This is a genomic window from Bradyrhizobium sp. CCBAU 11361, assembly GCF_028128935.1.
Lineage (GTDB): Bacteria > Pseudomonadota > Alphaproteobacteria > Rhizobiales > Xanthobacteraceae > Bradyrhizobium > Bradyrhizobium niftali.
Map to the genome: position 1 here is coordinate 110,357 of NZ_LBJZ01000001.1, position 24,382 is coordinate 134,738.

Genomic DNA, 24,382 nt, shown 5'->3' on the forward strand with positions numbered 1-24,382 from the left:
CCCTGTCGCCATGATCAGGAACAATCATCCCGACGCCTGAGGGTTTTCTCCGATGCCGCGCCGGTGAACCGACGGCTAATCTCTGACAGCGCGTCCCGCCAGCGTACCAGGCTTGGCCGGCGGAGTGCGATCCAGCGGGAGGTCTTCATGTCAGATTTAGTGGCGATCGTTTATCCATCCGAAGCAAAGGCTGAGGAAGTGCGCCAACGGCTGCTCAAGCTGCAGAAGGAATATCTGATCACGATCAGCGATGCCGTGATCGCCGTGAAGACGGATTCCGGCGGCATCAAGCTCAATCAACTCGTCAATACGACGTCGATGGGGGCGGTGACCGGCGGTTTCTGGGGGCTCCTGATCGGCATGATCTTCCTCAATCCGATCCTCGGTGTCGCCGTCGGCGCGGCCTCCGGCGCGCTGGGCGGCGCCTTGTCCGATTTCGGCATCGACGACTCCTTCATGAAGGAGTTGTCAGCGTCACTCCACACCGGCAATGCCGCGCTGTTCGTCCTGATCAAGAATATGACCGCCGACAAGGTCCTGAAGGAGATCAAGGACGCCGGAGGGACCGTGCTGAAGACGTCCCTGGATGACACCAGGGAGCAGGCCCTGCGCGACGCGCTGGCAAGCGCCGCGGAGCGACCGGCGGCCTGAGGGCCGCCTTTCGTTCGGTCGCTCAGCGCCGGCTGCCGGCCAGACGCAGCAGCATCATGAACAGGTTGATGAAGTTGAGATAGAGCGACAGCGCCGAAATCACCGACTTGCGGCCAGCCGACGTTTCATCGTCCCCGCTGTCGTACATTGCCTTGATCCGCTGGGTGTCGTAGGCCGTGAGCCCCGCAAAGACGCCGACGCCCACGACCGAGATCAACCAGTCGAGCCCGCTTGATTGCAGGAACAGGTTCACCAGGCTGGCAATGATGACCCCGATCAGGCCCATGAACAGGAAAGTGCCGAGGCCGGAGAGGTCACGCCTTGTGGTGTAGCCGAACACGCTGAGCGCCCCGAACATGGCGGCCGCGATGAAGAACACGCGCGTGATCGAGGCGCTGGTGTAGATGTGCAGCAGTATCGAGAGCGAGACACCGACCAGCGCGGCATAGATGAAGAACAGGAGCCGCGCCGTCGCCGCCGACAGCGTATTGATGCGCGCGCTGAGGAAAAAGACCAGCGCGAGCGGCGCCAGTATGAAGACCCACATCAACGGACTCTGCAGCAATGCGGGACCGGTGAGCTGATAGGTCAGCCACGCCACAACGGCGGTCAAGCCGACGCCGGCGGCCATGTAGTTGTAGATGCGCAGCATGTAGCCGCGCAATCCAGCGTCCATCGCGATTGCGTCAGAGGTCGCCAGGTTCTGATCGTAGTTTGACATCGCTTGCCTCCTCGCGGAGCCGTTGGGAGGCAGCAACCCTATCCCTCTGCCCTCGCACGGATATCGGACAATCACCTGATATCCCGGGGGCAAGATCACCCTACTCGGCCTGCAAATTCGGCACGCCTGCCCTTCAGCTTGCGTCGATTTTCCGCCTTACAGAATCGCAAGATGGAGCTGCCGCCTGCGTTCGTCTTTCTGATTACGACCCTTACGCATTTGTCACTGGAAGCGGGACGCCTTCCGGCCTAATCGGGCGACATGCGCTACTTCTTTCACATCGTTGACAAATACGGCCTCTCGCCGGACGAGAGCGGATGCGAGCACGTCGACCAGCACGCGGCGATGCTGCATGCCCGGCGCATTGCAGAAGAGCTGGCCAAGGCCGGGGAATTCGTCCGGTCGAGCTTCGTGTTTGTGGCCGATACAGCTCCCGGACTTTCGTCCGGTCGCAACTGAGGAAAGACGAGGCTGGCCGGACCAGGTCCGGCCTACTGGTTTCCTGCCATTGCCCTCTACATAGAATCACGGATGTTCGAGCAGAACGGCTGCTTCTAAGGTCTTCGCCAAGGTGGCCGGCGCTGCACCGTCGCAAGGGCTTGTCGCGCCTGCCCGATCTCCGATTGGAAGGCCAGCTTGCACCATGGCGCCTCCATCGAGCCAGGCCGATCAAGGGCTCTCCCGGAATGCGCTCATCGCGCTCGTGATCGGGTCGATGGTCGGGTCCGGTATCTTTGCATTGCCGGCAGCATTCGGACGGACCACGGGTGCGCTCGGAGCGATAATCGCCTGGGCCATCGCGGGCACGGGCATGCTGATGCTCGCCTTCGTGTTCCAGACCTTGTCACAACGCAAGCCGAACCTCGATGCCGGCATCTATGCCTATGCCAGGGCCGGATTTGGCGACTATATCGGCTTTGCTTCGGCGGTCGGATACTGGATCGGTTGCTGCCTTGCAGATGTCGCCTGCCTCGTCTTGATCAAGGCGACGCTCGGACAGTTTTTCCCGATCTTCGGCGATGGCACAACGCCGGTGGCGATCGCTTCGGCGACCATCCTTCTCTGGGGAGTGCACATTTTGCTGCTGCGCGGCATCACGGGGGCGGCCGCGCTCAATACGATCGCGACCTACGCGAAAATCATCCCGATACTATTGTTTGTCGTCGTCGCCGTCATCGCCTTCGACGGCACGCTCTTCTCCATGAATTTCTGGGGGACGGAGCAGCCGGACGTCTCGAAGGTGGTCGCGCAGGTTCGCGGCACGATGCTGCTGACGGTGTTCGTGTTCGTCGGAATCGAAGGCGCGAGTGTCTACTCCCGCTACGCCCGGAGCCGCGCCGATGTCGGATTCGCAACCCTTGCCGGCTTTCTGACGGTTCTGTGCCTCCTCGTCCTCGTGACGCTCCTGTCGTACGGCGTGCTGCCACGAGCGGAGCTGGCGGATCTCCCGACACCATCCATGGCCGGCGTGATGGAAGCGGTCGTCGGCCGCTGGGGCAGCGTGTTCATCAGTGTGGCACTGCTGATCTCGGTCCTCGGCAACTACTTGTCCTGGTCGCTGTTGGCGGCCGAGATCCTGCATTCCGCTGCGATCCACCGCACAATGCCCTCCTTTCTCGCCACGGTGAACGTGCACAAGGTCCCTGCCGGCGCGCTCTGGCTCACCAACTGCGTCATCCAGATTTTTCTGCTCGTCACCTGGTTTGCGGAATACGCATTCACGCTTGCCTTGAAGATGACGAGCGCGATGACGCTGATCCCATATTTCTTTGTTGCGGCATACGGCTTGAAGCTCGCCTGGACCAGCGAGGCCTATCACGCCGGCGAGCACGCCCGCATTGTCGACTGGATCCGCTCGGCCATCGCGACACTTTACGCGGCCGGCATGATCTACGCAGGCGGGCCCAAGTTTCTGTTGCTGTCGTCGATCCTCTATGCACCCGGCACGGTGCTGTTCCTACTCGCAAAGCGCGAGCGCAAGGAAGCGATCTTCAGGCCGTTCGAAATCATCATTTTTGCAGCGATCACGATCGCCGCATGCGCCGGCGTCTACGCGCTGGCTACCGGAGCCATCTCGATTTGAGTCCCTTGTCCCTGGTTACATGGAGGCGGATATGAGCACCCGGGCCATCTGTGGCGCCTTGATCCTCGGCGGATTGGTGGCGGTCTCCGCATGTCCAACCCTGTCGCCGGCCCAGCCGACCGAGACCGGCGTGTCTGCCCAAAAGGATGCCGGCGCGCCGGCACCGAAGAGCGCAGCGCCCAACACCAATACGAACCCGACGAAGCACCGTTACTGGCGTCACCGCGGCGGAAAGCATCCGCACTATGGCAGCCGGCGCGTGCGGACCTAGGTGCAAAAGACGATCGTCGACTCCAGCGATTGGACCGATCCATGAGCGAGTCCAGGACAGGACCGGAGAAGCTCCACGAGGTCGTTCTACGCGACGATTCCACCGGCCGGCCGGAGAACGACGCACGACGCAGCATGCTCGCGACCGGTCTCACGCTGCTCGCTGCGTGCGTTTGCCTGTTCCTGGCGTGGCAGACGGTGTCCAGTCTCCTGCTCATCTTCGCAGGCGTGTTGTTCGCCGCATTTCTGGACGCGTGCGCGAGGGCTCTGGCGCCGGTCCTTCCGCTCAATCGCGCCTGGCGACTGACGCTGGTCCTGTTGCTGTTCTCCGCTCTGTCGGGGTTTGGAATGGTCTGGGGTGCGGGCAAGCTGCCGGAGCAGACGCGCCTCCTGCTGAAGGTCATGGACAGCCAGATCGACGTCCTGCAGGAGCATCTCCTGTCATATGGCGTTGACCTCCTCGGCCCGGAATGGGGCCGCGACTTCGCGCAATGGCTGTTCTCGGATCAGGGCCGATTTCTCAGCCACGCTCAATTTCTGCTCGGCGGAGCCTCAACTCTTCTGACCGGCGCGCTGGTGATCCTGTTCCTCGGGATCCTCTTTGCCTTCGATCCGAACAGCCATCGCGATAGCCTCGTCATGCTGGTGAAGCAGTCCTATCGCGCGCGGACAAGGGCAGTCATGGACGAGATAGGCACCGTCATGCGGCTGTGGCTGGTCGGACAGTTCATCCGCATCATCCTCATGACGCTGTGGGTCTGGGTCGCACTCTACCTCATCGGGCTGCCCGGTCCTTTCGTGCTCGGATTGCAGGCGGGACTGTCCAATTTCATTCCCTATCTCGGACCCATCGTGGCCGCAATTCCGATCGCGCTCGTCGCAATGCCGCTCGGCAGTTCCCTGCTGATCTGGGCCGTCCTGATCTACACGATCATCCAGTCGGTCGAAGGCTATGTGATCGGCCCGCTGATCCAGCGTCAGGCGGTCGAGATCCCTCCTGCCTGGACGCTGGTCGCGATTGTCATGCTGGGCGCGCTGTTCGGCGTCCTGGGCATCGCGCTGGCCATGCCACTGGTCGCGATCGGCCGTGTCGCGATCATCCGATTCTACGTCGAGGACTACCTTGGCGATGACCTCAAGCAGACGTTCAACGGCGGTAGATCGAGAGTGGATCGGCCATGAGCAAGATCGATGTACAACGAAACGTGGGTACCGAGCCTCCCTCGTATCGTTCCGGAATGGCTCATTTCCTGTGGCAGCAGCTTCCTTATGTCGTGGCGCTGGTGCTCGCTATCGGAGGGGTCGCCTATACCAACGTCTCCCACCAGCCTCTCGTCGGCTACTGGGAATTCCTGGCGCTTGCCATCTGCGTCGTCTGCGTCGTTACCAAATGGCCGGAAACCCAAGGCAAGGAGGCCCAGCTCCGATTGATCTGGACCCAGGCGCTGCACTGGATTGCCGTGCTCGTCACGATGAACATCATACTGGTGTCGGGCGTCCAGCAGTTGCTTCCGACACCGGCAACCGGCCTGGTCCTGCTGACGCTGCTCGCGCTTGGCACGTTCCTCGCCGGCGTCAGCCTGTTGTCGCTGCAAATCTCGTTCCTCGGCCTGGCGATGGGCGTCGCCGTCCCCGCGATCTCCTGGCTGAAGCAGTCCGTCTTCTTCTTCCTGCTGGGCGCAGTGCTGCTGATCGGCCTCGGCATCACGTTCTGGCTCCGCCAGGACGGCCGACCGAGGATCGCGCCCTCCGACACCAACAGCCAAGTGGAGGCCTGAATGCGAATGACACGGCTTGTTGCAGTCTTCGGCACATCCGCGCTGCTATGCATCGCCAACCTGCCCGCGCGCGCCGAAACGTTCAGGGTCGGCCGGCTCCTCTGCCTGAGCACCCCGCGCGTCGGGCTTGTGCTTGGATCAGCGCAGTCACTGCGCTGCACATTCTTCGCGAGAAACCCGCCGAGGCAGTTCATCTATGAGGGACGGATCCGGCGCGTCGGCCTTGATCTCGGCGTGACCAGTGCAGGCTCCCTGTCCTGGGCCGTGCTCGCCAAGAACTCGCGGATCGGGTCCGCCACCCTGCGCGGCAACTATGTCGGCGCGAGCGGCAGCCTCGCATTCGGCCCCGGTCTCGGCGCCAACGTCCTGATCGGCGGCTCGCGCAGGAGTGTGATGTTGCAGCCGCTGTCGATCGAGCGGTCAATCGGGATCAATCTCGCGGCCGGCGTCACCAATCTGACGCTGGGCCCGCGCGGCAGCCGATAGCTCGCAACAGCGATTTCACGCGCGATCGCTGGAGTCCGGTTGGGCCCACGCGAACATTCCCACCCCGTCGCTCAGGGTTTCGTCGGATGTCGACCGCGCGGGCTCGAAGCTACCATCCCAAGCGTGCCAATCATCGCGCGGATCAGGAGGATGGCATGACGGTCTATGACAGCCGGTCGGACATCGGGGTTCTGGGCTCGCCCCCGCTGTGGGTCTGCGCTCTCCTTGGCATCGTGATGATCGTCGCCGGCATCGCGGCTCTCAGCGACGTGGTCTTCGCGACGATCATCAGCGTCAAGCTGATCGGGTTGACGGCTATCGCGGCCGGCGCATTCGAGATCGCCCATGCCTTCTGGACCAAAGGATGGGGCGGCTTCCTGTGGCAGATTGTTCTCGGCGCGCTCTATCTCGCCTTCGGGCTTGTGCTGCTCACCCAGCCGGCTTCCGGTGCCCTGATCCTCACCTATTTCCTCGGCGCGGTGCTGTTCGCCTCGGGCGTCATTCGATGCGTGCTGAGCTTCGCCCATTGGCGACAGAACGGATGGATGATGCTGATCTCCGGCATCTTCGGACTGCTCGCGGGCGTGCTGATCCTGTTCGGCTTTCCGACCATCAGCGTCTGGGCCCTCGGATTCCTGCTTGGCGTCGACCTGATCTCGCACGGCCTGGCGTGGCTGCTTTATGCGCTTCAATCCGTGCGGCGAGCTGCGTAACGAAGGAGAACATGATGATGGACACTCCCACCCGTCGAGCTTTCCTTGGCTTCGCTCAGAATGCCGTTGCTGCCGCGGCGATCGGCGCTATCGGAGTTCGTCTGATTGAGACTGCGGAAGCGATGCCGATTGCCCGCGATCTTGGCCAGGCCAGCGAGCCGACAGACCTCCTGACGCAAGCTCAGTGGTGGGGACCCCCGGCCGGTCCCGGTTGGGGACCTGGTCCGGGCTGGGGCCGCCCACCGCCGCGCAGGCGCCGATGGGTTTGCTGGTGGCATCGCGGTCGTCGTCGTTGCGGATGGCGGTGGCGCTAGGAAGCCCCTCTCAACTTGCGCAATCCGCCGGCGGCAGATTTGACACGAAGGCGATGCAGGCCCCGACCCGGGCAATGGAGGCGATCGTGCGCCACGCGAATCAATGGCTCCTGTGGGCCGCTCTGATAGCCCTACTCGTGGTGGCAGCCGCCTTCTGCGTGTCGGTCTGGCAGGCAACTCCGTCGATGCCGCTCTACCGCAACATCATCCTCGGAGGGGCCGTCATCCTGATGTTGGTGTTCGGCTGCGGCCTGATCGCGCTGATGTTCTATAGCCGTCGCAAGGGTTACGACGAACCCGCGCGCAGCGATCGGATACGGCGGGAGTAACGAGGCGCTGGTGCAGCACCGACCCGGCCCGGCTCTTAGGTCTGGAGCAAGGAGCGGACAATGAACCTTGCTGGCGTCTCGATCAGGTTGCTGGCGGCAATTCTCCTGACGATCATCGCCGGTGGGGCCGCCCGGACACAATCCGCCCCGGCCGGGGCCCCTGCGGTCGGCGTCGTGGAAGCGACCAGGCGGCCGATCACCGAGACCAGCGAATTTCTTGGACGGATCGAGGCGATCAATCGGGTCAACGTGGTCGCGCGCGTGACGGCATTTCTGGACAAGCGCCTGTTCGACGAGGGCGCCGAGATCAAGGAAGGCGATGAGCTCTACCGGCTCGAGCGTGGTCCCTTCGAAGCGGATCTCGCATCGAAGCAGGCGCAGGTCGCGCAGCTCCAGGCAACGCTCGAAAATGCCAAATTGACGACCGAGCGCGCGCGGACACTGCTCGGAGGCCCAGCCGGGCAACAATCCACCTACGATGCAGCGATCGCCAACCAGCTCAGCCTCGAAGCCCAGGTGCAAGCCGCGCAAGCCCAGGTTCAAGCCTCTCAGATCAATCTGGGTTACACGATGATCAACGCACCGATCGCCGGCAAGATCGGACGCACGGCGGTGACGGAAGGCAACGTCGTCGGTCCAAGCTCGGGCGTGCTGACCACCATCGTCAGCCAGGACCCGATGTATGTCACCTTCCCGGTGCCGCTCCGCCAGGGGCTCGAGCTGCGGGAACGATACGGACCACAGGGCGGCCTGGACGCGGTGGTGATCAGGCTGAGACTGCCCGATGGCCGCATGTACGGCCACTCCGGCAAGCTGAATTTCGTCGACAACACCATCGCCCAGGGCACCGATACCATCACCGTACGCGGGGAGATCGGCAATCCAGTCCTGCGGGCCTCTTCGGCGGCTGGCGTCATCGTCCACGAACTCACCGACGGCGAGTTCGTCACCGTCGTGCTGGAGGGTGTCCAGCCGATCGAGGTGCTGGCGATCCCGCGCGCCGCCGTGCTCTCCGATCAGCAGGGCGACTATGTGCTGGCTGTCGGCGCCGACAACAAGGCCGAGCAGCGCCGCATCCAGCTCGGACAATCGACTACGACCATCGCCGCCGTGATCGCCGGACTTGCGGCCGGCGACAAGGTCATCGCGGAAGGCTTGCAGCGCGTTCGTCCCGGCCAGACCGTTTCGCCGGGACCGGCAAGTCCGCTGATCCTGTCGAGCATGAAGCCCACCGCAGACGCCCCGGCTCCGCAAGCGGATCACGGCGCCTCCGGCAAGAGCCGACCGCTGGACCGCAAACCATGATATCTGCCGTTTTCATCGACCGCCCGCGGCTTTCGATGGTGATCGCCTTCATCATCACCATCGCCGGCGCGCTGGCGTTGATGCAGATTCCGGTGGCGCAATTTCCGGACATCGTGCCGCCGCAGGTCACGGTCTCCGGCACCTTCCCCGGCGCATCCGCCGAGGTGGTCGAGAGCAGCGTCGCCCAACCCCTGGAGGCGCAGATCATCGGCGTCGACCGCGCGCTCTACATGAAATCGACCAGCGCCAATGACGGCAGCTACACTCTGACGGTTTCGTTCGCGCTCGGCACCAACCCCGACATCAATACCGTCAACGTCAACAACCGCGTGCAGAGCGCTCTGTCGCAATTACCGACCGAAGTGCAGCAGCAGGGGGTGACGGTGCACAAGCGGTCCTCGTCGATCCTGCAATTCCTCGTGCTCTACAGCGCCAATGGCCAGCAGGATCCGCTATTCATCACCAACTACGCGATCATCAACGTGCTTGATGCGATCGCCAGTACGCCCGGCGTCGGCCAGGCCAACCTGTTCGCCAAGATGAACTACTCGATGCGGATCTGGTTCGATACGCAGCGGCTCACTAGCCTCGATCTCACGCCATCCGATGTCATTGCCGCGATCCGCACGCAAAGCGTCCAGGCGCCTGTGGGGCGCATCGGAGCACGTCCGATCAGCGACGACCAGCAGCTCCAGTTCAATGTGCAGACCCTGGGCAGGCTCGCCACCGTCGACCAATTCGCCAATATCGTGCTGCGTGCCAACCCGGACGGCTCGTCACTGCTCGTGAAGGACGTTGCCCGTGTCGAGATGGGCGCGCAAAATCTCGACAGCGAAGCGCGGATCGACGGCCGCGCGGCCGTGCCGATCGCGATCTATCTGGCGCCGGGTGCCAATGCGATGACCACCGCACAGGCCGTGGCCGCGACGATGCAGCGGCTGTCGCTGCGTTTCCCCACCGGCCTGACCTACCTCGTACAATACGATTCCACGAGCTTCGTGCGCGACACGATCACGGAGGTCTTACGGACGCTGGGCGAGGCCTTCATTCTGGTCGTGATCGTGGTGTACCTCTTCCTCGGCAATCTGCGCGCCACGGTGATCCCGGCCGTTGCCGTTCCGGTGAGCCTGATCGGCACGTTCGCCGTCCTGCTGGTGCTGGGCTATTCGGCCAACACGGTGTCGCTGCTGGCCATGGTGCTCGCCATCGGCATCGTGGTGGACGACGCCATCGTCGTCGTCGAGAACGTCGAGCGGGTGATGGAGGAGGAGCCGGGCCTTTCCCCCGCCGAGGCCAGCAAGAAGGCCATGACCCAGATCACCGCGCCGATCATCGCGATCACCCTGGTGCTGCTCTCCGTCTTCGTACCGATCGCATTCATTCCTGGCATTTCGGGAACGCTGTTTCGCCAGTTTGCGGTGACGATCAGCGCCGCGATGATGATCTCGGCGTTGAACGCGCTGACGCTGTCGCCCGCCTTGTGCGCGCTGTTCCTGCGCCACACCGGCCCCAGGCGCGGCATCATGGGGCGCGTCCTCGGCTTCGTCGACTGGCTGCGCGACCGCTACAGCGGCGGCGTCCGCCGCCTTCTGCGCGTGGCGGGCCTCTCACTGCCGCTCGTCGCCGTCCTTGCCGCCGGTATCTTCGGCATGTCGCTGATCACGCCAACAGGTTTCCTCCCCGAGGAGGACCAGGGCGCCTTCTTCACCTCGGTGCAACTGCCAGACGGCGCATCGGTGGCGCGAACCAGCGAAGTCACCCAGCAGATCGAGGATCTCCTGAAGCAGATCCCCGCCGTCGATCACGTCCTTGCCATCGTAGGCTTTTCTCTGCTCGACGGCGCATCCGAGCCGAACAGCGCATTGGTGGTCACGCGCCTGAAGCCGTTTTCCGATCGCAAAGCGGCAGCCGATTCCGTACAGGCGCTGATCCGGCAGACCTTCGCAGCCGGCGCACAGATTCGACAGGCCAACGTGTTGCCGTTCAACCTGCCGCCGATCATTGGGCTCTCCACCGGAGGCGGGTTCGAATACCAGCTTCAGGCGCTGGAAGGACAGAACCCGGCCGCGATCTCCAGCGTCACGGGGGCGCTGATCGGTGCAGCCAACGCCGATCCACGGCTTGCGCGTGTCTTTTCGACCTTCACTGCGACCAATCCGTCCGTCTATCTCGACATCGACCGCCGCAAGGCGCAGGCGCTCGGCGTGACGGTCAGCGACATCTTCACCGCCTTGCAGGCGACGCTCGGCGGCATCTATGTCAACAACTTCAACCTGTTCGGCCGTACCTGGCAGGTCAACGTTCAGGGCGAAGCGTTCGATCGCGCCGATATTTCGGACATCTGGCGGATCTATCTGCGCAACGGCGCCGGCCAGATGGTCCCGATCAGGTCGCTCACCGGGATCAAGATCGTGACCGGGCCTCAGGTGATAACCCGCTACAACAATTATCGATCGGTGACGGTGAACGGCAGCCCGTCGCCGGGCGTCTCCTCGGGAACCGCGATGGCCGCAATGGCGGAAATCTCCAACACTGTGCTGCCTGCAGGCTACAGTTTCGCGTGGACCGGCACCGCCTATCAGGAGCAGCAGGCCGCCGGCCAGACCGGCATCGTGCTCATGCTTGCGGTGCTGTTTGCCTACCTGTTCCTGGTGGCGCTCTATGAGAGCACGGTGATCCCGATCCCGGTGCTGCTGTCGGTCGTCGTCGGCGTGCTCGGATCCTATATCGGCATCAAGCTCGCCGGCCTGAATCTCGATCTCTACGGCCAGATCGGGCTCGTGGTCCTGATCGCGCTCGCCGCCAAGAACGGCATTCTGATCGTCGAATTTGCCAAGGAGCAACGCGAAGCGGGCGTTGAGCTCAACGACGCCGCGATCCAGGGCGCGCATATGCGCTTTCGCGCGGTCATGATGACGTCGGTCGCCTTCATTCTTGGCCTCCTGCCGCTCGTGATTGCAACCGGTGCTGCGGAGCTCAGTCGCAGGGCCGTCGGGACGGCCGTATTTGCGGGCATGCTTGCGGCAAGCTCAATCGGCATCTTTCTCGTCCCGACGCTCTACGTGACGTTCCAGCGTCTGCGGGAGCGGATCAAGACCGCGCCAACATCCAGCCACTGAGTTGCGCCAGCGAAACTCAGGCATGGCTGGATCGATATCGCGCGAGATGCGATGCGGGCCACGTCGAACGGGCACGCTAGGCCGCAGTCGTTCAACGCGGGACGACAGCCGTCGCTTCAATCTCGACGCGCGCGGCCGGCTCGACAAGACGCACGACCTGAACGAGCGCCATGCTGGGATAGTGGGTGCCGATCACCTCGCGATAGGCTTTGCCGAGCGCCTTGAGGTTGGAGACGTATTCGTCCATGTCCACGACATACCAGGTCAGGCGAACCAGGTGATCCGGCCGCGCGCCGCCTTCGGCCAGGATCGCGACGATGTTTTCGAGCGCCTGGCGGACCTGCGCAACAAATCCGTCGCCAAACCGGCCTGAAACGTCCCAGCCGACGACGCCGCCGGTCACGACGAGGCGCCCGTCGGCCATCATGCCGTTGGCATATCCCTTTGGCTGCGGCCAACCGCCGGGCTGGAGCACCCGCAAACCGTTCGCCGTGTCGGGAGCCGCTGCGCCCGGCTGTCTCATCACACTCATCGGTCTCTCTCTATCGTCTCAGCGCGACTTCAGTAAATCGCGCGCCACAATCAGTTTCTGCACCTCGGTCGCGCCCTCGTAGATGCGCAACGCCCGGATTTCGCGGTAGAGGCTTTCGACGACCTCACCCTTGCGCACGCCGCGTCCGCCGAACATCTGGACCGCGCGATCGATGACGCGCTGGGCGGTCTCGGTCGCCGTCAGCTTCGCCATTGCAGCTTCGCGCGTCGTCGGAAGCTTCTGGACATCGCGGCGCCAGGCCGCGCGATAGGTCAGGAGCGCGGCGGCGTCGGTGTCGGTCGCCATGTCGCCGAGCGCGGCCTGGGTCAATTGGAGATCTCCCAGCGTCGCGCCGAACATGCGCCGGCTGCGCGCGTGCGACAGCGCCTCGTCGAGCGCCCGCCGGGCGAATCCGAGGGCAGCGGCCGCGACCGACGCGCGAAAAATATCCAGCGTCTGCATCGCGAGCTTGAACCCGCCGCCCGGCGCGCCGAGGCGACGGCTCGCCGGGATCCGGCAATTGGCAAAGCGCAACGTCGCCAGCGGATGCGGCGCGATGACGTCGATGCGGTCGGCGATGCCGAAGCCGGGATCATCGGGAAAAACGACAAAGGCCGAGATGCCGCGCGCGCCCGGCGCCTCGCCGGTTCGCGCAAACAGCGTGTAGACGTCGGCAATGCCGCCGTTGGAGATCCAGGTCTTCTCGCCGTCGATGACGTAGTCGCCGCCGTCGGCGCGCGCGGTGCAGGACATCGCCGCGACGTCCGACCCCGCCTCCTTCTCGGACAGCGCGAAAGCCGCAAGCCATTCGCCGGAGCGAACCTTCGGCAGCACGGCCTTGCGCAGCTCGGCCGAACCGCCGAGCGCGATCGCGCCGGAGCCGAGCCCCTGCATGGCGAAGGCGAAATCGGCGAGGCCATCGGCATAGGCCAGCGACTCGCGCGACAGGCAGATCGAGCGGGAATCGATCGTCGTCGCATCGCCGTCGGGTGCCGCAACCGCGCAATCGAGCACCCCCGCCTCGCCCATCGCGCGCACGAGCTTGCGGCAGGCGGCGTCGACATCGCTGTGATCGATTGTATCGAGAACCCCCGACTGCACGAAACGGTCGAGCCGCTCGCCGATCGTGTGGTGGCGCTGTTCGAAGAACGGCCAGTCCAGCCAGTCCCGCTTGATGACCTTTGCCACGGAGCTCATCTGATCCCTCCTCCGCTCACTGCGCGCTAGCTGCCGCGGCGCGCGCCAGATTGGTTTCGTATTGCCCCTTGGCGGACAGATACTGCTTCGGCCAACTGACCGACGTGATGCCGATGCGCGCGGCTTCGTGCAACGTCCAGGCCGGGTCGGCAAGATGCGGCCGCGCAATGGCGCAGAGGTCGGCGCGGCCGGCCGCGAGGATCGAGTTGGCGTGGTCGGCCTCGGAGATCGCGCCGACTGCAATCGTCTCGATGCCGACCTCGTTGCGGATCAGGTCGGCGAACGGCGTCTGGAACAGGCGCCCATAGATCGGCCGCTCCTCCTTCCAGACCTGCCCCGAGGAACAATCGATCACGTCCGCCCCCGCCTTCTTGAACATCGCGGCGAAGATCGCCGCATCGGCCGGAGTGTTGCCGCCTTCGGTCCAGTCGTGGCAGGACAAACGCACCGACATCGGCCGTTCGGACGGCCACACCGCGCGCATCGCCTTGAACACCTCGAGCGGAAAGCGCGCGCGGTTCTCGTGGCTGCCGCCGTATTCGTCCGTGCGCCGGTTGGTCAGCGGCGACAGGAAGCTCGACAGAAGATAACCGTGGGCGCAATGGATCTCGAGCCACTCGACGCCGGCGGCAGCGGCGCGATGTGTCGCCGCGACGAAATCGTCGCGCACGCGGTCCATGTCGCTGCGGTCCATCGCCCGCGGCAACTGGCTGTGGGGCAGATACGGCAAGGCCGACGCGGAGATCAGAGGCCATTCTCCGGATTCAAGGGGTTGATCGATCCCGTCCCATGGCACTCTGGTCGCGCCCTTGCGCCCGGCATGGCCGAGCTGGATTCCGACCTTGGCGTGTCCGAGACTGTGGACCAGCTCGACCAGCCGGCGCCACTGCGCTTCTTGCGCATCGTTCCAGAGCCCGAGGCAGCCCGGCGTGATCCGCGCATCCGGCGAGACGCAGGTCATCTCGGCAAAGATCAACGCAGCGCCGCCCATGGCACGCGCGCCGAGATGGGCAATGTGGAAGTCATTGATGAGCCCGTCCTCGGACGAATACATCGCCATCGGCGACACCATGATGCGGTTCGCGAGCGAAAGGCCACGCACGCGGTGCGGCGTCAGCATCGGCGGCGGCACCCGCTCACCGTCCTTGACGGCGATGCCCGAGCGCGCGGCGAACCAGCGCTCAAAACCTTCCAGCCAGGTGCGGTCGCGCAGGCGAAGGTTTTCGTGGCTGATACGCTGGGAGCGCGTCAGCATCGAATAGAAGAATTGCGGCGGCTCGAGCGTGTCGGCATAACGCCGGCCGACCACCTCGAACCATTCCATGGCGTTGCGCGCCGCGTTCTGGATGCGCGCGACATCGACACGGCGCACCTCCTCATAGGCTCCCAGCACGGTTTCGATGCCGGCGCGACCGTGACCATGGCGATCGAACTGGTTGGCGAGCTCGATGGCGTCGTCGAGCGCGAGCTTGGTGCCCGACCCGATCGCGAAATGCGCGGTGTGCGCGGCATCTCCCATCAGCACGACATGAGACTTGCCGTTGAACACGCTCCATTTGCCGCAGATCAGGCGGCTGAAATTGAGCCAGGCCGAGCCGCGCAGATGGCGGGCGTTGGTCAGGAGCTTCGCGCCATCGAGCGTCTCGGCGAAGATCTTTTCGCAGAAATCGATCGACGCCTGCTGATCGAGCTCGCCAAGCCCGTGGGCGTTGTAGGCCTCTTCCGTGGTCTCGACGATGAAGGTCGAGGTCTCCGCATCGAACTTGTAGATGTGCGCCTGGAACCAGCCGTGCTCGGTCCTCTGAAAATCGAACGTGAAGGCGTCGAACGCCTTCTTGGTGCCGAGCCAGATGTAGCGGTTCGGCCGGATCACCATGTCGGGCTGGAATTGCTCGGCATAGCGGGAGCGGATTCTCGAATTGACGCCGTCGCAGGCGACGATCAGGTCGGCGTCGGGAAATTCGAGATCGGACTCGACGTCGCGCTCGAAGACGAGCTCGACACCCAGCGCCTCGCAGCGCCTCTGAAGGATGTTGAGCAGATGCTTGCGCCCGATACCGATGAAGCCATGGCCGGTCGTACGCTGACGCGTGCCCTTGAAGACGAGCTCGATATCGTCCCAGTGATTGAAGGCGTCCTCGATCTCGGCGGCGCTCTCGGGGTCGGCAAGCCGCATCGCGGACATCATGGCATCGGAGAACACGACCCCCCAGCCGAACGTATCGTAGGGCTTGTTGCGCTCGACGACCGAGATGACGTGCTCCGGATGCCGGCGCTTCATCAGCAGGCCCAGATAGAGACCCGCCGGGCCGCCGCCGATACAGACTATGCGCATGATCCCTCGCTTTCGCGCGCCGCGCCGTGTGCCGAGCTCTCGCCCGAATTATTTTAAGCATAAAGTAATTTGTCCGGACGGGCCTTGTCAAGGTGGGTTCTGCAAGGAGCCCGGGCAACGCCCCCGGCGCCACAGCGTCGATCTTGAGATACAATCAAATTGGACACAGGCAGAGCAGATTCCGGGGCACCCGGGCTCAGCCTTGAATTTACTTTTGGCACGAACTATCTTGCCGGCATCCGCGAAAGCTGCATCAGCTTTCGTCAGGCCACCAAGCCCGGGAGATTCGATTGGCGCTCGCGAAGGAGTCCACGCCTGTTTCAGCCAAGAATGGGGCGGATCAGGAGGCCGAATACAGGGCTCAAACGCGAGTTTGGCTCCGGCTGCTCGCCTGCACGACCCTGATCGAGGGGGAGCTGCGGCGCCGGTTTCGCGAAGAATTCGATTTTACGATGCCTCGCTTCGACGTTCTCGCCCAGCTCGACCGCGAGCCGAGCGGACTCGTGCTGGGAGAGCTGCCCAAGCGCCTGATGGTCTCGGCCGGGAACCTGACGCCGATCGTGGATCGCCTGGTCGAAGACGGATACATCACCCGCACGCCATCGAATCTCGACCGCCGCGTGCAGATCGTCTGCATGACGGTCGAAGGCCGCAAGGCCTTCAGGCGAATGGCCAAGAGCCATGGCGCGTGGCTTGCCGAGCTGCTGGCGGATTTCCCGGCGGACCGGTTCGACGGATTGATCGGCGAGCTCGACGAACTCAAGGGCGCCATCAAGGACGCGCTGCAAAAACCCTGAGCGGACCGCCGGTCAGCGCCGCACCCTCACTCCGGCCGCCTCGCGATCCCATGTGTCCGTGGTGACGCCCGCCTCGCGCAGCACGCCCTTCTTGATCTTGCCGTTCTCCGTCAACGGCATCTGGCTCAGAATGCGCACATAGCGCGGGATGGCGAAATAGGCGATCTGCCCTTCGCAATGCCTGACGATGTCGACGGGCTCCAGCGATTGGCCCGGTTCCAGCAGGATCGCAGCCGCAACCTCGTCCTCTCCCAATTCCGACGGCAGCGGGTAGATCGCGCAGGCGGCGACCGCGGGATGGGACTGGATGGCCTGCTCGACCTCCCATGAGGATACGTTCTCGCCGCGCCTGCGGATGGAATCCTTCATGCGGTCGATGAAGCGATAGTGTCCGTCGGCGTCCCGAACGACCCGATCGCCCGAGTGAAACCACAGATTTCGCCACGCCTCGACCGTCTTCTCCGGCATGCCGAAATAGCCGGTGGCGAAGGCAAAGGGCTCTCTTGCGCGAAGCAGCAGCTCCCCGGCCTGTCCATCCGGAAGCGCTGAATCATTCTCGTCGACGACCAGCGCCTCAATTCCGTCGGCGAGATAGCCCATCGTCCCCGGACGATCGGACGGGATCGTGCCTGCGAACACGAAGTTCGTCTCGGTCGACCCGTAGCCGTCGACCAGCGGCACGCCAAACCGCGCGAGGAAAGGACCATGGATTTGCGGCGGCACGCCGCCGCCAAGCGCAACGCGCAGACGATGCGTCGAATCGTTCGCATTGGTCGGCTGCGCCAGAAGCATCGACGCCATCGCACCGAGCAGATAGCCGACCGTCGCATTGTGCCGTTGCGCGGCGGCCCAGAAGCCGGAGGCGGAGAATTTCGGCTCCAGCACATAGGTGCACCCGTTCAGGAGCGCCTGATAGAACGCATTCAGCGCGTTGGTGTGGAACAGTGGCAGCGTCGTGAACAGCACATCGCCCTCGCGGACGCCGAGCGCCAGCGCCGAATAGATGCCCCACCAGAACAGCTGCGCCTGCGGACAGCACACACCCTTTGCAGGCCCCGTGGTGCCCGATGTGTAGAGGATCGCAACGGTGTCGCCGGGGCGGACGGCAGCCGCCGGCGCCGCGGCTCCGAGCGCCGGCAACGGTAACGCGGAAAGCCTGGCATCGATTGCATCGGCGGCAGCCCCGATGGTCCAGGTCCGGGGCGGCAGCTCGACACCCGCCTCGACACTCTCGATCGCGACAACGAACTGAGCCTCGACGACGAGGAGCGCAGGACGCGAGTTGCGGAAGATGTGGGAGAGCTGGAAACCGCGGAGCGCGGTATTGATCGGGACTGCGATGGCCCCGAGCCACGCACAGCCGAGATAGACCTGCAAAAACTCCGGACGGTTCGAACACATCAGCGCGACCCGATCGCCCGGCTTGATCCCCGCATCGACCAGCGCCTGGGCGGACGCGGCGGCGATCGCCGCGGCCTGCGCAAAGGTCCAGCGCGTCTCACCCGCAACCAGCAGGACGCGATCGCCATAGCGCTCGGCCTGCCGCGTGAGGATGGTGGACAGGATCCGATCCGACGGCGGAAACGACGTCACCGCACGCGCCCAGGCCGGCGTCACGTTCTCCGTCACGCTCATGCTCCGACCTCAGGGCAACAGCTTGTATTTGCCGTCCTCGATCTGGACCATGACGCGTGAGCGATCGTCGACGCCATGCCGGTCCGCCGGCGTATAGGTGTAGACGCCCTGCGTCCCCACAACTTCCTTGGTCATGAACAGCGCCTGACGAAGCGCGGTCCGGAATTCCGGCGAACCGGGCTTGGCGCCGGTCGCCATCGCGCGCTTGGCGGCATCGGCGAAGACCAGCCAGCCGTCGAAGGAATAGGACGAGAATGAATCCGTCGGCGCCTCGCCGTTCGCCTTCGCGAAGGCCGCGCGGAAATCCAGTGCAACCTTCTGGATCGGATTGCTGGCCGGAAGCTGCTCCGCCGCGGTCACCGGCCCGGTCGGGCAGATGATGCCGTTGGCGGCCTTGCCGGCAAGACGAAGGAAATCGGCGCTGATCATGCCGTGATTGCCATAGAGCGGCCCCTTGTAGCCGCGCTCGGACAGCGCGATCACCGGCAGCGCACCGGGCGTTCCCGTCCCACCCAGCATGATCGCATCGGGATGCGCGGCGACGACGCGCAGCACCTGCGCCGTGACCGAAGAGTCCGAACGCGCGTAGCGCTCATTGGCGATCACCTTGATGTCCGCCGACTTGGCGGCCTGCACCAGGGAATCGTAGAAGAGGTCACCTAACGCGTCGGAGAAGCCGATGAACGCGACGCTCTTCAATCCCTTCGCCTTCATGTTGTCGACGATGCCCTGCAACAGCAGCGGCGTCGGTTGCGGCGTCTGCACGACCCAGGGACCGCCCTCGCCCGGCGGCACCGGCGCGATCGGGGACACCGCGATCATCGGAATCTTCATCTCGATGGCCGCGGTCGCCATCGCGAGCGTCTGGGGCGCACCGGACGTGCCCATGAGGACATCGACTTTTTCCTGCTCGACGAGCTTGCGGGCGTTGCGCGCCGACGCGGTCGGATCGGAGCCGTCGTCCAACTGGATGACGCGGACCTTCTCGCCACCGATCTCACCGAGATAGACTTGGCCCGCCGCGATCCCCTTCCCGTTCGGAATTCCAATCGACGACACCGGCCCGCTGAGGCCGGTGACGAATCCGACGAGGATCTCGGCCTGCGCAAGCTGCGGGACGGCAAGAAGCAATGCAGTGGCGGCCAGCAGGCTCTTGATCAAGTTCATGGCACCTGTCTTTCGTGTGAATGTCTTGGTCTGATTGGCAAGCGCCATGCCTTCGTTTCAGGTCGACGAGACCAGCGCGATGACGCGAAGCGGACTGCCGGAGCCGTTCTGGATCTTCAGCGGCGAGGCCACGATGACGGCCCCGGTGGCCGGAAGCTGATCCAGGTTGCACAGGCATTGCAGGCCGTAGCGACCCGCGCCGTGCAGGAAGTGATGCGCCGGATAAGGCGGTTCGAAATGGCCGGCCTGCCCCGCATCCGTGCCGATGGTCTCGGTGCCAAATCCGATGACGCCGCGCTCCTCCACCAGCCACTTCATGACAGCCGGGTTCGGGCCCGGCGTGTGCGCGCCGTCATCCCTGAGATTGGAGTAGTCGCGCCAGCCCTTCTTCGACCAGTCGGTCCTGAGCAGCACCCAATTCCGCTCGGGGATCCGGCCGTGCTTGGCTTCCCAGGCTTCGACGAGCGGGACGGTCAGCAGGAAATCGGGATCCTGGGCCGCCTGCGCGGAGCAATCGATGACGCAGGCCGGCGCGATCATGTCCTTGGCCGGCATCGTGTCGACGGCATTGTTCGGCAGGTTCTTGCCGGTGAACCAGTGAATCGGCGCATCGAAATGCGTGCCGGTGTGTTCGCCAAACGTAATGTTATTCCAGTACCAGGCCGGGCCGCGACCGTCGTATCGCGAGATTTCCTGGATGCGGACCGGCGCCGCCTGGCCGAACTCCGGCGGCAGCACGATGACCGGAAAGTCCGGACTGAGCGTGAAGGTCAGATCGACGACGCGCACCGCGCCGGAAGAAATCGAACCCGCCAGCTCCAGGAGATTGTTGCTCTGCATCGTCACGTCCTCCGGCTTGGTTGAACTCTCGATGTCACCTGTCGAGCTCGCGCTCGAGTGCTTTCGGATTGGCCGCCAGACGCTGCCGTATCTCTTCGGCGACATCCCCGACGTACATCTCCTCGAGCCCGCCTTTGAGTCCCGACACGATCGCCTGCGCAATGGCGCGCGGCGCGACCTTCGGCGGCGGCACGGTCTGGAACCATTCGGTATCGACGGGCCCGGTGAACAGATTCATCACCCTGACGCCGCCGGGCCTGAGTTCGGCACGAAGGCAGTGCGAGAGCGACAGGCACGCCGCTTGCGAGGCCGAGTAGGCGCCAAAGGCAGGCCAGTTCGACAGCGCATAGACCGACAGAATGTTGACCCACGCTACACTGTTGTTGATGCCATCGGCACCGCGCATCCGCATGGCCGGGCCAAAAGCCTGCGCGAGGTTGATGAAGCCGAGATAGGCATGGTCGATCTCGTCCCGTGCGATGCTCGTGCCCCTGCGGTCGAGCAGGCCGCCCGGCCGCACATATTCCGTCGTATTGACGAGGATATCGACCTTGCCGCCGATGTCGGCGGCGAGATCGGCCGCGGATTTTTCGTCAGCCGCATCAAGGGTCACGATCTCGATCCCGTCCTGGCCGCGCAGCAGCTTCTCGCCGGCGAAAGGCCGCCACGGCTCGGCAACGCCGACGAAGACCGTCTTGGCGCCCGCGGCCTTCAAGGCGGCGACGGCTTCCTGGCCGATCACGCTGCGGCCGTTGGTCACGAGCACGCGCCGGAATTTCGGATCGGCCGTCATTTCCCGCCACTGCTTGTCGTCTGCCATGTTGGGAGTCTCCCCCTCGGGATGAGCAAAGGCCACCGCCTGACCGCTCTTGTCGAGCTGAAGCGACATGCGAACCGGCGCGCCCTCCACGCAGTCGGCATGGAGATGCGCCACGATCGTCGGACCGCAGTCCATCCTGACGAGGCCGATGCGCCAGGGCGCCCGTTCGCGGAAATAGACGTCGCTCGGCACGCGCGCCGTGGTCTCGGAAAGAAGCATGCCCCGGCGCGGCGCATCGACGAAGGCGAGGCCGGACGACAGGCATGACGGACATGCCTCCCGCGCCGGATAAGCAAAGGCGCCGCAAGCCTCGCAGCGTTGCAGCATGAAGCGGCCTTCGGCGGCTGCCCGCGTGAACCCATGCGACGTCCTGCTGCGCGGTCGCGGTGGCGACGCAGGCAGCCGCGTCCGCAACAGCGGGTTCTTGCGCCGGGGCGGTTTGATCGGCTCTATCATCGCGACGGCCCTGCAAAAATCGCGGCGCCCGAGGCGAGACCGCGATCGTAGTTGATCATACCGAACCCCGAGGCCAAGGCGAGGCTCGCATTCCTGACCTGGGTGGGGCCTGCAGTCCCCAGAACCTGCCGCAGACCTTCGACGAGGCCGAGATAGGCGCCGGCTGCGCCGGCCTGCCCGGCCGAGAGTTGTCCGCCCGAGGTGTTGTGCGGAAAATCACCGTCGATGGTGAGATCGTGCTGGCGCACGAACTCGGCCCCCTCCCCCTTCTTGCAGAAGCCGAGATCCTCGAACTGCATCATCGTGATGACGGGATAGTCGTCGTAGGTCTGGACCACATCGAGGTCGTCAGGCTTCACGCCGGCCATCGCATAGAGCTCGCCGATATCCATCGCCCAGCCGCCGCGCACCTGCATGGGGTCGTCGGCAAAGGCGTTGTGCCGTTCGATCGTCGACAGCAGTCGCGCCGCAAGCAGCCCCAGCGATGCCGCCGTGTCTTCGCGCATGACGAGGAACGCTTCCGCGCCGGCGCAGGGCATCACGCAGTCGAAGAGATGGATGGGATCGGAGATCGGCCGGGCCGCGAGATACTGTTCGAGCGTCAACGGCGTCTTCATCAATGCGTGCGGATTGCGCAGCGCATTGGCCCGTTGGGCGACCGCGATCCGACCGACATCCTCCCTCGTGACGCCGAAGGTGCGCATATAGTTGCGCGCGATCAGCGCGAAGCTCGCATTGGCGCCACCCGCGCCGTAGGGATAGACGGCATCCTGGTTGAAGCGCGAGAAATTCTCGAGCGTCCGCCGGAAGGAATCGACGTGGTTGGTGTCACCCGCCACGCACGCCACGATGTCGGCGTCATGAGCCTGAACCGCGCGCGCCGCCTTTCGCAATCCGGCGACGGCGCTGGCGCCACCGAGCGGAATCGTATCCAGCCATCGCACGCAGAGGCCGAAATGCTGCGTCAACCCGATCCCGCTGTCGGTCCCCATGGTGAAGCTGGAGACGCACAGGCCGTCGATGTCCGAGGCATTGATGCCGGCCTGCGCGACGAGCGCGCTGAGCGCACGGCCGATCCACCACTGCGCGCTTTCGATGGAGTAGCGCACATAGGGAATCGTGACGGGAGCCGCAATCACGACGCCGTCGTACGGTGTGCGTAAGGAATTGGTCACCGACCGCCCGCCTCGTTCATCCGCCTCAAACCACCGTCAGTTTCACGGCAATATTGCCGCGGGTTGCGTTCGAATAGGGGCAACGCTCGTGCGCGCCGGCGACGACCTCTTCGGCCACTGATTTCTCGACACCGGGCAGATTGACCTTCAGCTCGACAGCGAGCGCATATCCGACCGGAACCGGCCCCATCGCAACCTTTGCCGTCACGGTTGGCTCGGCGGCTGGCGCAACCTTGCGGGTGCGCGCGACCAGCTTGACCGCACCGAGAAAGCACGCGGCATAGCCGGCCGCAAAGAGCTGCTCGGGATTGGTGCCCTCGCCGCCGGGGCCGCCCATCGATTTCGGCAAGGACAGCGACACCGACAAGAGACCGTCGGCGCTGGCAGCCTTGCCATCCCGACCTCCGGTCGCCGTCACCTCGGTCTCGTACAGGATCTTTTCGGGAACCATCATGATTATTCTCCAGGACTAGCGGCTGTTGCGGGCAAGCAGCGCGCGGAAATCGTCGCGCGCCTGGGCGCTGGCCCGCTTGAAGCTCGGCCCGCGGCTGGGCTCGGTGCCATTGAGCTTCCGGAGCTGCACCCACATCTCGGCACTCTTCAGCGCCACGGCCGCGCAGTTGACCACCGGCGCGTGGCCGATCTTCAGGCCATGCTCCCTGCCGATCAGGAGACCCGGCAGCACACCGGCCGGAATCACGACATCCGCGCCGCGCTCGACGACCGGACGTGCGCAGGCGACAAAATCCTCGATCATGCGGGCTTGCGCGGCATCGTCTCCGGCGAACGCATCGGCGAAATCCGCCGGCTTGCAGCCAAGGCCGGTCACGTGGACCACGCGGCCGCCGAGGCCGTAACGCTCGGCCTGCTCGTAATGCCAGACCTCGAAGACAGGATCGAGCGTCACAAGGCCTAATCGCCGGCCCAGCTGCGAGGCCGCCAGCAACGTCGCCTCGCCGGTCCCGATCACGGGAATGTCGAGCGCCGAGCGCAGCTCGTAGAGTCCGGGATCCTGGAAATGCCCCATCACGAAGGCGTCGAACCCGCCCTCCTCGGCCGCGATGCCGTTGTCGATCGCCTGGACCGCGCAGCGCAATTCCGCCAGCCGCCCGAACTCCCGGTCCGGTGGCGTAATGCCCTCGACATGAACCGTCGTGCCCGATGCAGCGATGTTGTTGAGGTATTCCGACAGCCGCGCCATGTAGGGCGCGTTCACGCTCGCATCAACGAAGCTCTGCCAGAAGATGCGCATCGTCCTTCTCCTCAAGCGGTGATCGGAGGATCGGTCGTCGGCTGCCGATGAATATATTTCAATCATAAACTAATTCACGCGTCAAATGCGCGCGGCGGCGCCGCCGACGGGCCCCGTCGCGGCAGGGCAGGCACAGCCTTTTCGTCCGATCCAATGGCAAAGAAGCGCCGCGCTGTGACGAAATTGTATGCAACGACATTTTTTTCTGACAGCACCGTGACACGTGTTGACGGCCCCACCGATAATACTTTAGGCTTTAAGTAATTCCTCGCCGGTCAGGGACCGGTGGCCATGACAATGATGTTGCAGGGCACCGATTTTGAGAGACTCGATCGTGTGGACAGTCGCCGTGCTCGGACAGCCGGCAGCAGCAGCACCGCCGGTCGCGCATCGCGGCAGGGCCAACG

23 protein-coding genes are annotated in these 24,382 nt (G+C 64.5%); 12 read left to right on the plus strand and 11 right to left on the minus strand.

Going from position 1 to position 24,382, the window contains the following annotated elements; all coding sequences use genetic code 11:
• Positions 1 to 147: 147 nt before the first annotated feature.
• Complete coding sequence (locus tag XI08_RS00460; protein WP_027548841.1) at positions 148 to 651, plus strand: DUF1269 domain-containing protein; 504 nt, start codon at positions 148 to 150, stop codon at positions 649 to 651.
• 22 nt (positions 652 to 673) lie between these two features.
• Here the strand turns inward: XI08_RS00460 and XI08_RS00465 are convergent, their stop codons facing one another.
• The gene (locus tag XI08_RS00465; RefSeq protein ID WP_027548842.1) at positions 674 to 1,372 is read right to left on the minus strand and encodes a Bax inhibitor-1/YccA family protein; all 699 of its coding nucleotides are present in this window, start codon (positions 1,370 to 1,372) and stop codon (positions 674 to 676) included.
• A 261-nt stretch (positions 1,373 to 1,633) separates the two neighbouring features.
• Between XI08_RS00465 and XI08_RS00470 the strand changes: the two genes are divergently transcribed.
• The 10 genes from XI08_RS00470 (at position 1,634) to XI08_RS00515 (ending at position 11,769) form a co-directional block, all read left to right on the plus strand.
• Positions 1,634 to 1,831, plus strand: coding sequence for a DUF6894 family protein (locus XI08_RS00470; RefSeq protein ID WP_161536302.1), 198 nt, complete (start codon positions 1,634 to 1,636; stop codon positions 1,829 to 1,831).
• A gap of 184 nt (positions 1,832 to 2,015) precedes the next feature.
• Complete coding sequence (locus XI08_RS00475) at positions 2,016 to 3,455, plus strand: basic amino acid/polyamine antiporter (protein WP_271572884.1); 1,440 nt, start codon at positions 2,016 to 2,018, stop codon at positions 3,453 to 3,455.
• Between the two features lie 31 nt (positions 3,456 to 3,486).
• Complete coding sequence (locus XI08_RS00480; RefSeq protein WP_135172838.1) at positions 3,487 to 3,726, plus strand: hypothetical protein; 240 nt, start codon at positions 3,487 to 3,489, stop codon at positions 3,724 to 3,726.
• 41 nt (positions 3,727 to 3,767) lie between these two features.
• Positions 3,768 to 4,907: an AI-2E family transporter gene (locus XI08_RS00485; RefSeq protein ID WP_271572885.1), complete on the plus strand. Its 1,140-nt coding sequence runs from the start codon at positions 3,768 to 3,770 to the stop codon at positions 4,905 to 4,907.
• Positions 4,904 to 5,503 (plus strand): hypothetical protein, encoded by a 600-nt coding sequence (locus XI08_RS00490; RefSeq protein ID WP_271572886.1) that lies wholly within the window; start codon positions 4,904 to 4,906, stop codon positions 5,501 to 5,503. The genes XI08_RS00485 and XI08_RS00490 overlap by 4 nt, the downstream gene beginning before the upstream one ends.
• Positions 5,504 to 5,989: a DUF992 domain-containing protein gene (locus XI08_RS00495; protein ID WP_027548848.1), complete on the plus strand. Its 486-nt coding sequence runs from the start codon at positions 5,504 to 5,506 to the stop codon at positions 5,987 to 5,989.
• A gap of 155 nt (positions 5,990 to 6,144) precedes the next feature.
• Positions 6,145 to 6,702 carry an HdeD family acid-resistance protein gene (locus tag XI08_RS00500; RefSeq protein ID WP_167770477.1) on the plus strand — a complete coding sequence of 186 codons (558 nt, stop codon included), beginning with the start codon at positions 6,145 to 6,147 and terminating at the stop codon, positions 6,700 to 6,702.
• Positions 6,703 to 6,961: 259 nt separating this feature from the next.
• On the plus strand, positions 6,962 to 7,345 hold the full coding sequence (locus tag XI08_RS00505; RefSeq protein ID WP_271572887.1) for a hypothetical protein: 384 nt from the start codon (positions 6,962 to 6,964) through the stop codon (positions 7,343 to 7,345).
• Positions 7,346 to 7,405: 60 nt separating this feature from the next.
• Positions 7,406 to 8,650 carry an efflux RND transporter periplasmic adaptor subunit gene (locus XI08_RS00510; RefSeq protein WP_271572888.1) on the plus strand — a complete coding sequence of 415 codons (1,245 nt, stop codon included), beginning with the start codon at positions 7,406 to 7,408 and terminating at the stop codon, positions 8,648 to 8,650.
• A complete protein-coding gene (locus XI08_RS00515) occupies positions 8,647 to 11,769 on the plus strand; it encodes an efflux RND transporter permease subunit (protein ID WP_271572889.1) in 3,123 nt (1,040 codons plus the stop codon). Before XI08_RS00510 ends, XI08_RS00515 begins: the two co-directional genes overlap by 4 nt.
• A 91-nt stretch (positions 11,770 to 11,860) precedes the next feature.
• On the opposite strand, the gene XI08_RS00520 is transcribed toward XI08_RS00515, so the two are convergent.
• Genes XI08_RS00520 through XI08_RS00530 form a run of 3 tightly spaced genes read right to left on the minus strand, consistent with a single transcriptional unit; the run spans position 11,861 to position 15,833 of the window.
• The gene (locus tag XI08_RS00520) at positions 11,861 to 12,301 is read right to left on the minus strand and encodes a RidA family protein (RefSeq protein WP_271572890.1); all 441 of its coding nucleotides are present in this window, start codon (positions 12,299 to 12,301) and stop codon (positions 11,861 to 11,863) included.
• Between the two features lie 18 nt (positions 12,302 to 12,319).
• A complete protein-coding gene (locus XI08_RS00525) occupies positions 12,320 to 13,498 on the minus strand; it encodes an acyl-CoA dehydrogenase family protein (protein ID WP_271572891.1) in 1,179 nt (392 codons plus the stop codon).
• 16 nt (positions 13,499 to 13,514) lie between these two features.
• Positions 13,515 to 15,833, minus strand: a complete 2,319-nt coding sequence (locus tag XI08_RS00530; RefSeq protein ID WP_271572892.1) for a bifunctional salicylyl-CoA 5-hydroxylase/oxidoreductase — start codon at positions 15,831 to 15,833, stop codon at positions 13,515 to 13,517.
• 290 nt (positions 15,834 to 16,123) lie between these two features.
• Between XI08_RS00530 and XI08_RS00535 the strand changes: the two genes are divergently transcribed.
• Entirely contained in the window at positions 16,124 to 16,630 is a 507-nt protein-coding gene (locus XI08_RS00535) for a MarR family winged helix-turn-helix transcriptional regulator (protein ID WP_271572893.1), read from the plus strand.
• 12 nt (positions 16,631 to 16,642) lie between these two features.
• Here the strand turns inward: XI08_RS00535 and XI08_RS00540 are convergent, their stop codons facing one another.
• Genes XI08_RS00540 through XI08_RS00570 form a run of 7 tightly spaced genes read right to left on the minus strand, consistent with a single transcriptional unit; the run spans position 16,643 to position 23,975 of the window.
• Positions 16,643 to 18,265: an ATP-dependent acyl-CoA ligase gene (locus tag XI08_RS00540; RefSeq protein ID WP_271572894.1), complete on the minus strand. Its 1,623-nt coding sequence runs from the start codon at positions 18,263 to 18,265 to the stop codon at positions 16,643 to 16,645.
• Positions 18,266 to 18,274: 9 nt separating this feature from the next.
• Positions 18,275 to 19,432, minus strand: coding sequence for an ABC transporter substrate-binding protein (locus XI08_RS00545; protein ID WP_271572895.1), 1,158 nt, complete (start codon positions 19,430 to 19,432; stop codon positions 18,275 to 18,277).
• A gap of 57 nt (positions 19,433 to 19,489) precedes the next feature.
• Positions 19,490 to 20,272: a cyclase family protein gene (locus XI08_RS00550; RefSeq protein ID WP_271572896.1), complete on the minus strand. Its 783-nt coding sequence runs from the start codon at positions 20,270 to 20,272 to the stop codon at positions 19,490 to 19,492.
• Positions 20,273 to 20,306: 34 nt separating this feature from the next.
• The gene (locus XI08_RS00555) at positions 20,307 to 21,548 is read right to left on the minus strand and encodes an SDR family NAD(P)-dependent oxidoreductase (protein ID WP_271572897.1); all 1,242 of its coding nucleotides are present in this window, start codon (positions 21,546 to 21,548) and stop codon (positions 20,307 to 20,309) included.
• The gene (locus tag XI08_RS00560; RefSeq protein WP_271572898.1) at positions 21,545 to 22,723 is read right to left on the minus strand and encodes a thiolase family protein; all 1,179 of its coding nucleotides are present in this window, start codon (positions 22,721 to 22,723) and stop codon (positions 21,545 to 21,547) included. The genes XI08_RS00555 and XI08_RS00560 overlap by 4 nt, the downstream gene beginning before the upstream one ends.
• Positions 22,724 to 22,748: 25 nt before the next feature.
• Positions 22,749 to 23,177: an organic hydroperoxide resistance protein gene (locus XI08_RS00565; protein WP_333926648.1), complete on the minus strand. Its 429-nt coding sequence runs from the start codon at positions 23,175 to 23,177 to the stop codon at positions 22,749 to 22,751.
• 15 nt (positions 23,178 to 23,192) lie between these two features.
• Positions 23,193 to 23,975 carry an aspartate/glutamate racemase family protein gene (locus XI08_RS00570; RefSeq protein WP_271572899.1) on the minus strand — a complete coding sequence of 261 codons (783 nt, stop codon included), beginning with the start codon at positions 23,973 to 23,975 and terminating at the stop codon, positions 23,193 to 23,195.
• Positions 23,976 to 24,382: the final 407 nt, after the last annotated feature.

Excerpts from the sequence above, each read along its gene's own strand:
- XI08_RS00460 (WP_027548841.1), top strand. The coding sequence starts at position 148 with ATGTCAGATTTAGTGGCGATCGTTTATCCATCCGAAGCAAAGGCTGAG.
- XI08_RS00465 (WP_027548842.1), bottom strand. The coding sequence starts at position 1,372 with ATGTCAAACTACGATCAGAACCTGGCGACCTCTGACGCAATCGCGATG.
- XI08_RS00470 (WP_161536302.1), top strand. The coding sequence starts at position 1,634 with ATGCGCTACTTCTTTCACATCGTTGACAAATACGGCCTCTCGCCGGAC.
- XI08_RS00475 (WP_271572884.1), top strand. The coding sequence starts at position 2,016 with ATGGCGCCTCCATCGAGCCAGGCCGATCAAGGGCTCTCCCGGAATGCG.
- XI08_RS00480 (WP_135172838.1), top strand. The coding sequence starts at position 3,487 with ATGAGCACCCGGGCCATCTGTGGCGCCTTGATCCTCGGCGGATTGGTG.
- XI08_RS00485 (WP_271572885.1), top strand. The coding sequence starts at position 3,768 with ATGAGCGAGTCCAGGACAGGACCGGAGAAGCTCCACGAGGTCGTTCTA.
- XI08_RS00490 (WP_271572886.1), top strand. The coding sequence starts at position 4,904 with ATGAGCAAGATCGATGTACAACGAAACGTGGGTACCGAGCCTCCCTCG.
- XI08_RS00495 (WP_027548848.1), top strand. The coding sequence starts at position 5,504 with ATGCGAATGACACGGCTTGTTGCAGTCTTCGGCACATCCGCGCTGCTA.
- XI08_RS00500 (WP_167770477.1), top strand. The coding sequence starts at position 6,145 with ATGACGGTCTATGACAGCCGGTCGGACATCGGGGTTCTGGGCTCGCCC.
- XI08_RS00505 (WP_271572887.1), top strand. The coding sequence starts at position 6,962 with ATGGGTTTGCTGGTGGCATCGCGGTCGTCGTCGTTGCGGATGGCGGTG.
- XI08_RS00510 (WP_271572888.1), top strand. The coding sequence starts at position 7,406 with ATGAACCTTGCTGGCGTCTCGATCAGGTTGCTGGCGGCAATTCTCCTG.
- XI08_RS00515 (WP_271572889.1), top strand. The coding sequence starts at position 8,647 with ATGATATCTGCCGTTTTCATCGACCGCCCGCGGCTTTCGATGGTGATC.
- XI08_RS00520 (WP_271572890.1), bottom strand. The coding sequence starts at position 12,301 with ATGAGTGTGATGAGACAGCCGGGCGCAGCGGCTCCCGACACGGCGAAC.
- XI08_RS00525 (WP_271572891.1), bottom strand. The coding sequence starts at position 13,498 with ATGAGCTCCGTGGCAAAGGTCATCAAGCGGGACTGGCTGGACTGGCCG.
- XI08_RS00530 (WP_271572892.1), bottom strand. The coding sequence starts at position 15,833 with ATGCGCATAGTCTGTATCGGCGGCGGCCCGGCGGGTCTCTATCTGGGC.
- XI08_RS00540 (WP_271572894.1), bottom strand. The coding sequence starts at position 18,265 with ATGAGCGTGACGGAGAACGTGACGCCGGCCTGGGCGCGTGCGGTGACG.
- XI08_RS00545 (WP_271572895.1), bottom strand. The coding sequence starts at position 19,432 with ATGAACTTGATCAAGAGCCTGCTGGCCGCCACTGCATTGCTTCTTGCC.
- XI08_RS00550 (WP_271572896.1), bottom strand. The coding sequence starts at position 20,272 with ATGCAGAGCAACAATCTCCTGGAGCTGGCGGGTTCGATTTCTTCCGGC.
- XI08_RS00555 (WP_271572897.1), bottom strand. The coding sequence starts at position 21,548 with ATGATAGAGCCGATCAAACCGCCCCGGCGCAAGAACCCGCTGTTGCGG.
- XI08_RS00565 (WP_333926648.1), bottom strand. The coding sequence starts at position 23,177 with ATGATGGTTCCCGAAAAGATCCTGTACGAGACCGAGGTGACGGCGACC.
- XI08_RS00570 (WP_271572899.1), bottom strand. The coding sequence starts at position 23,975 with ATGCGCATCTTCTGGCAGAGCTTCGTTGATGCGAGCGTGAACGCGCCC.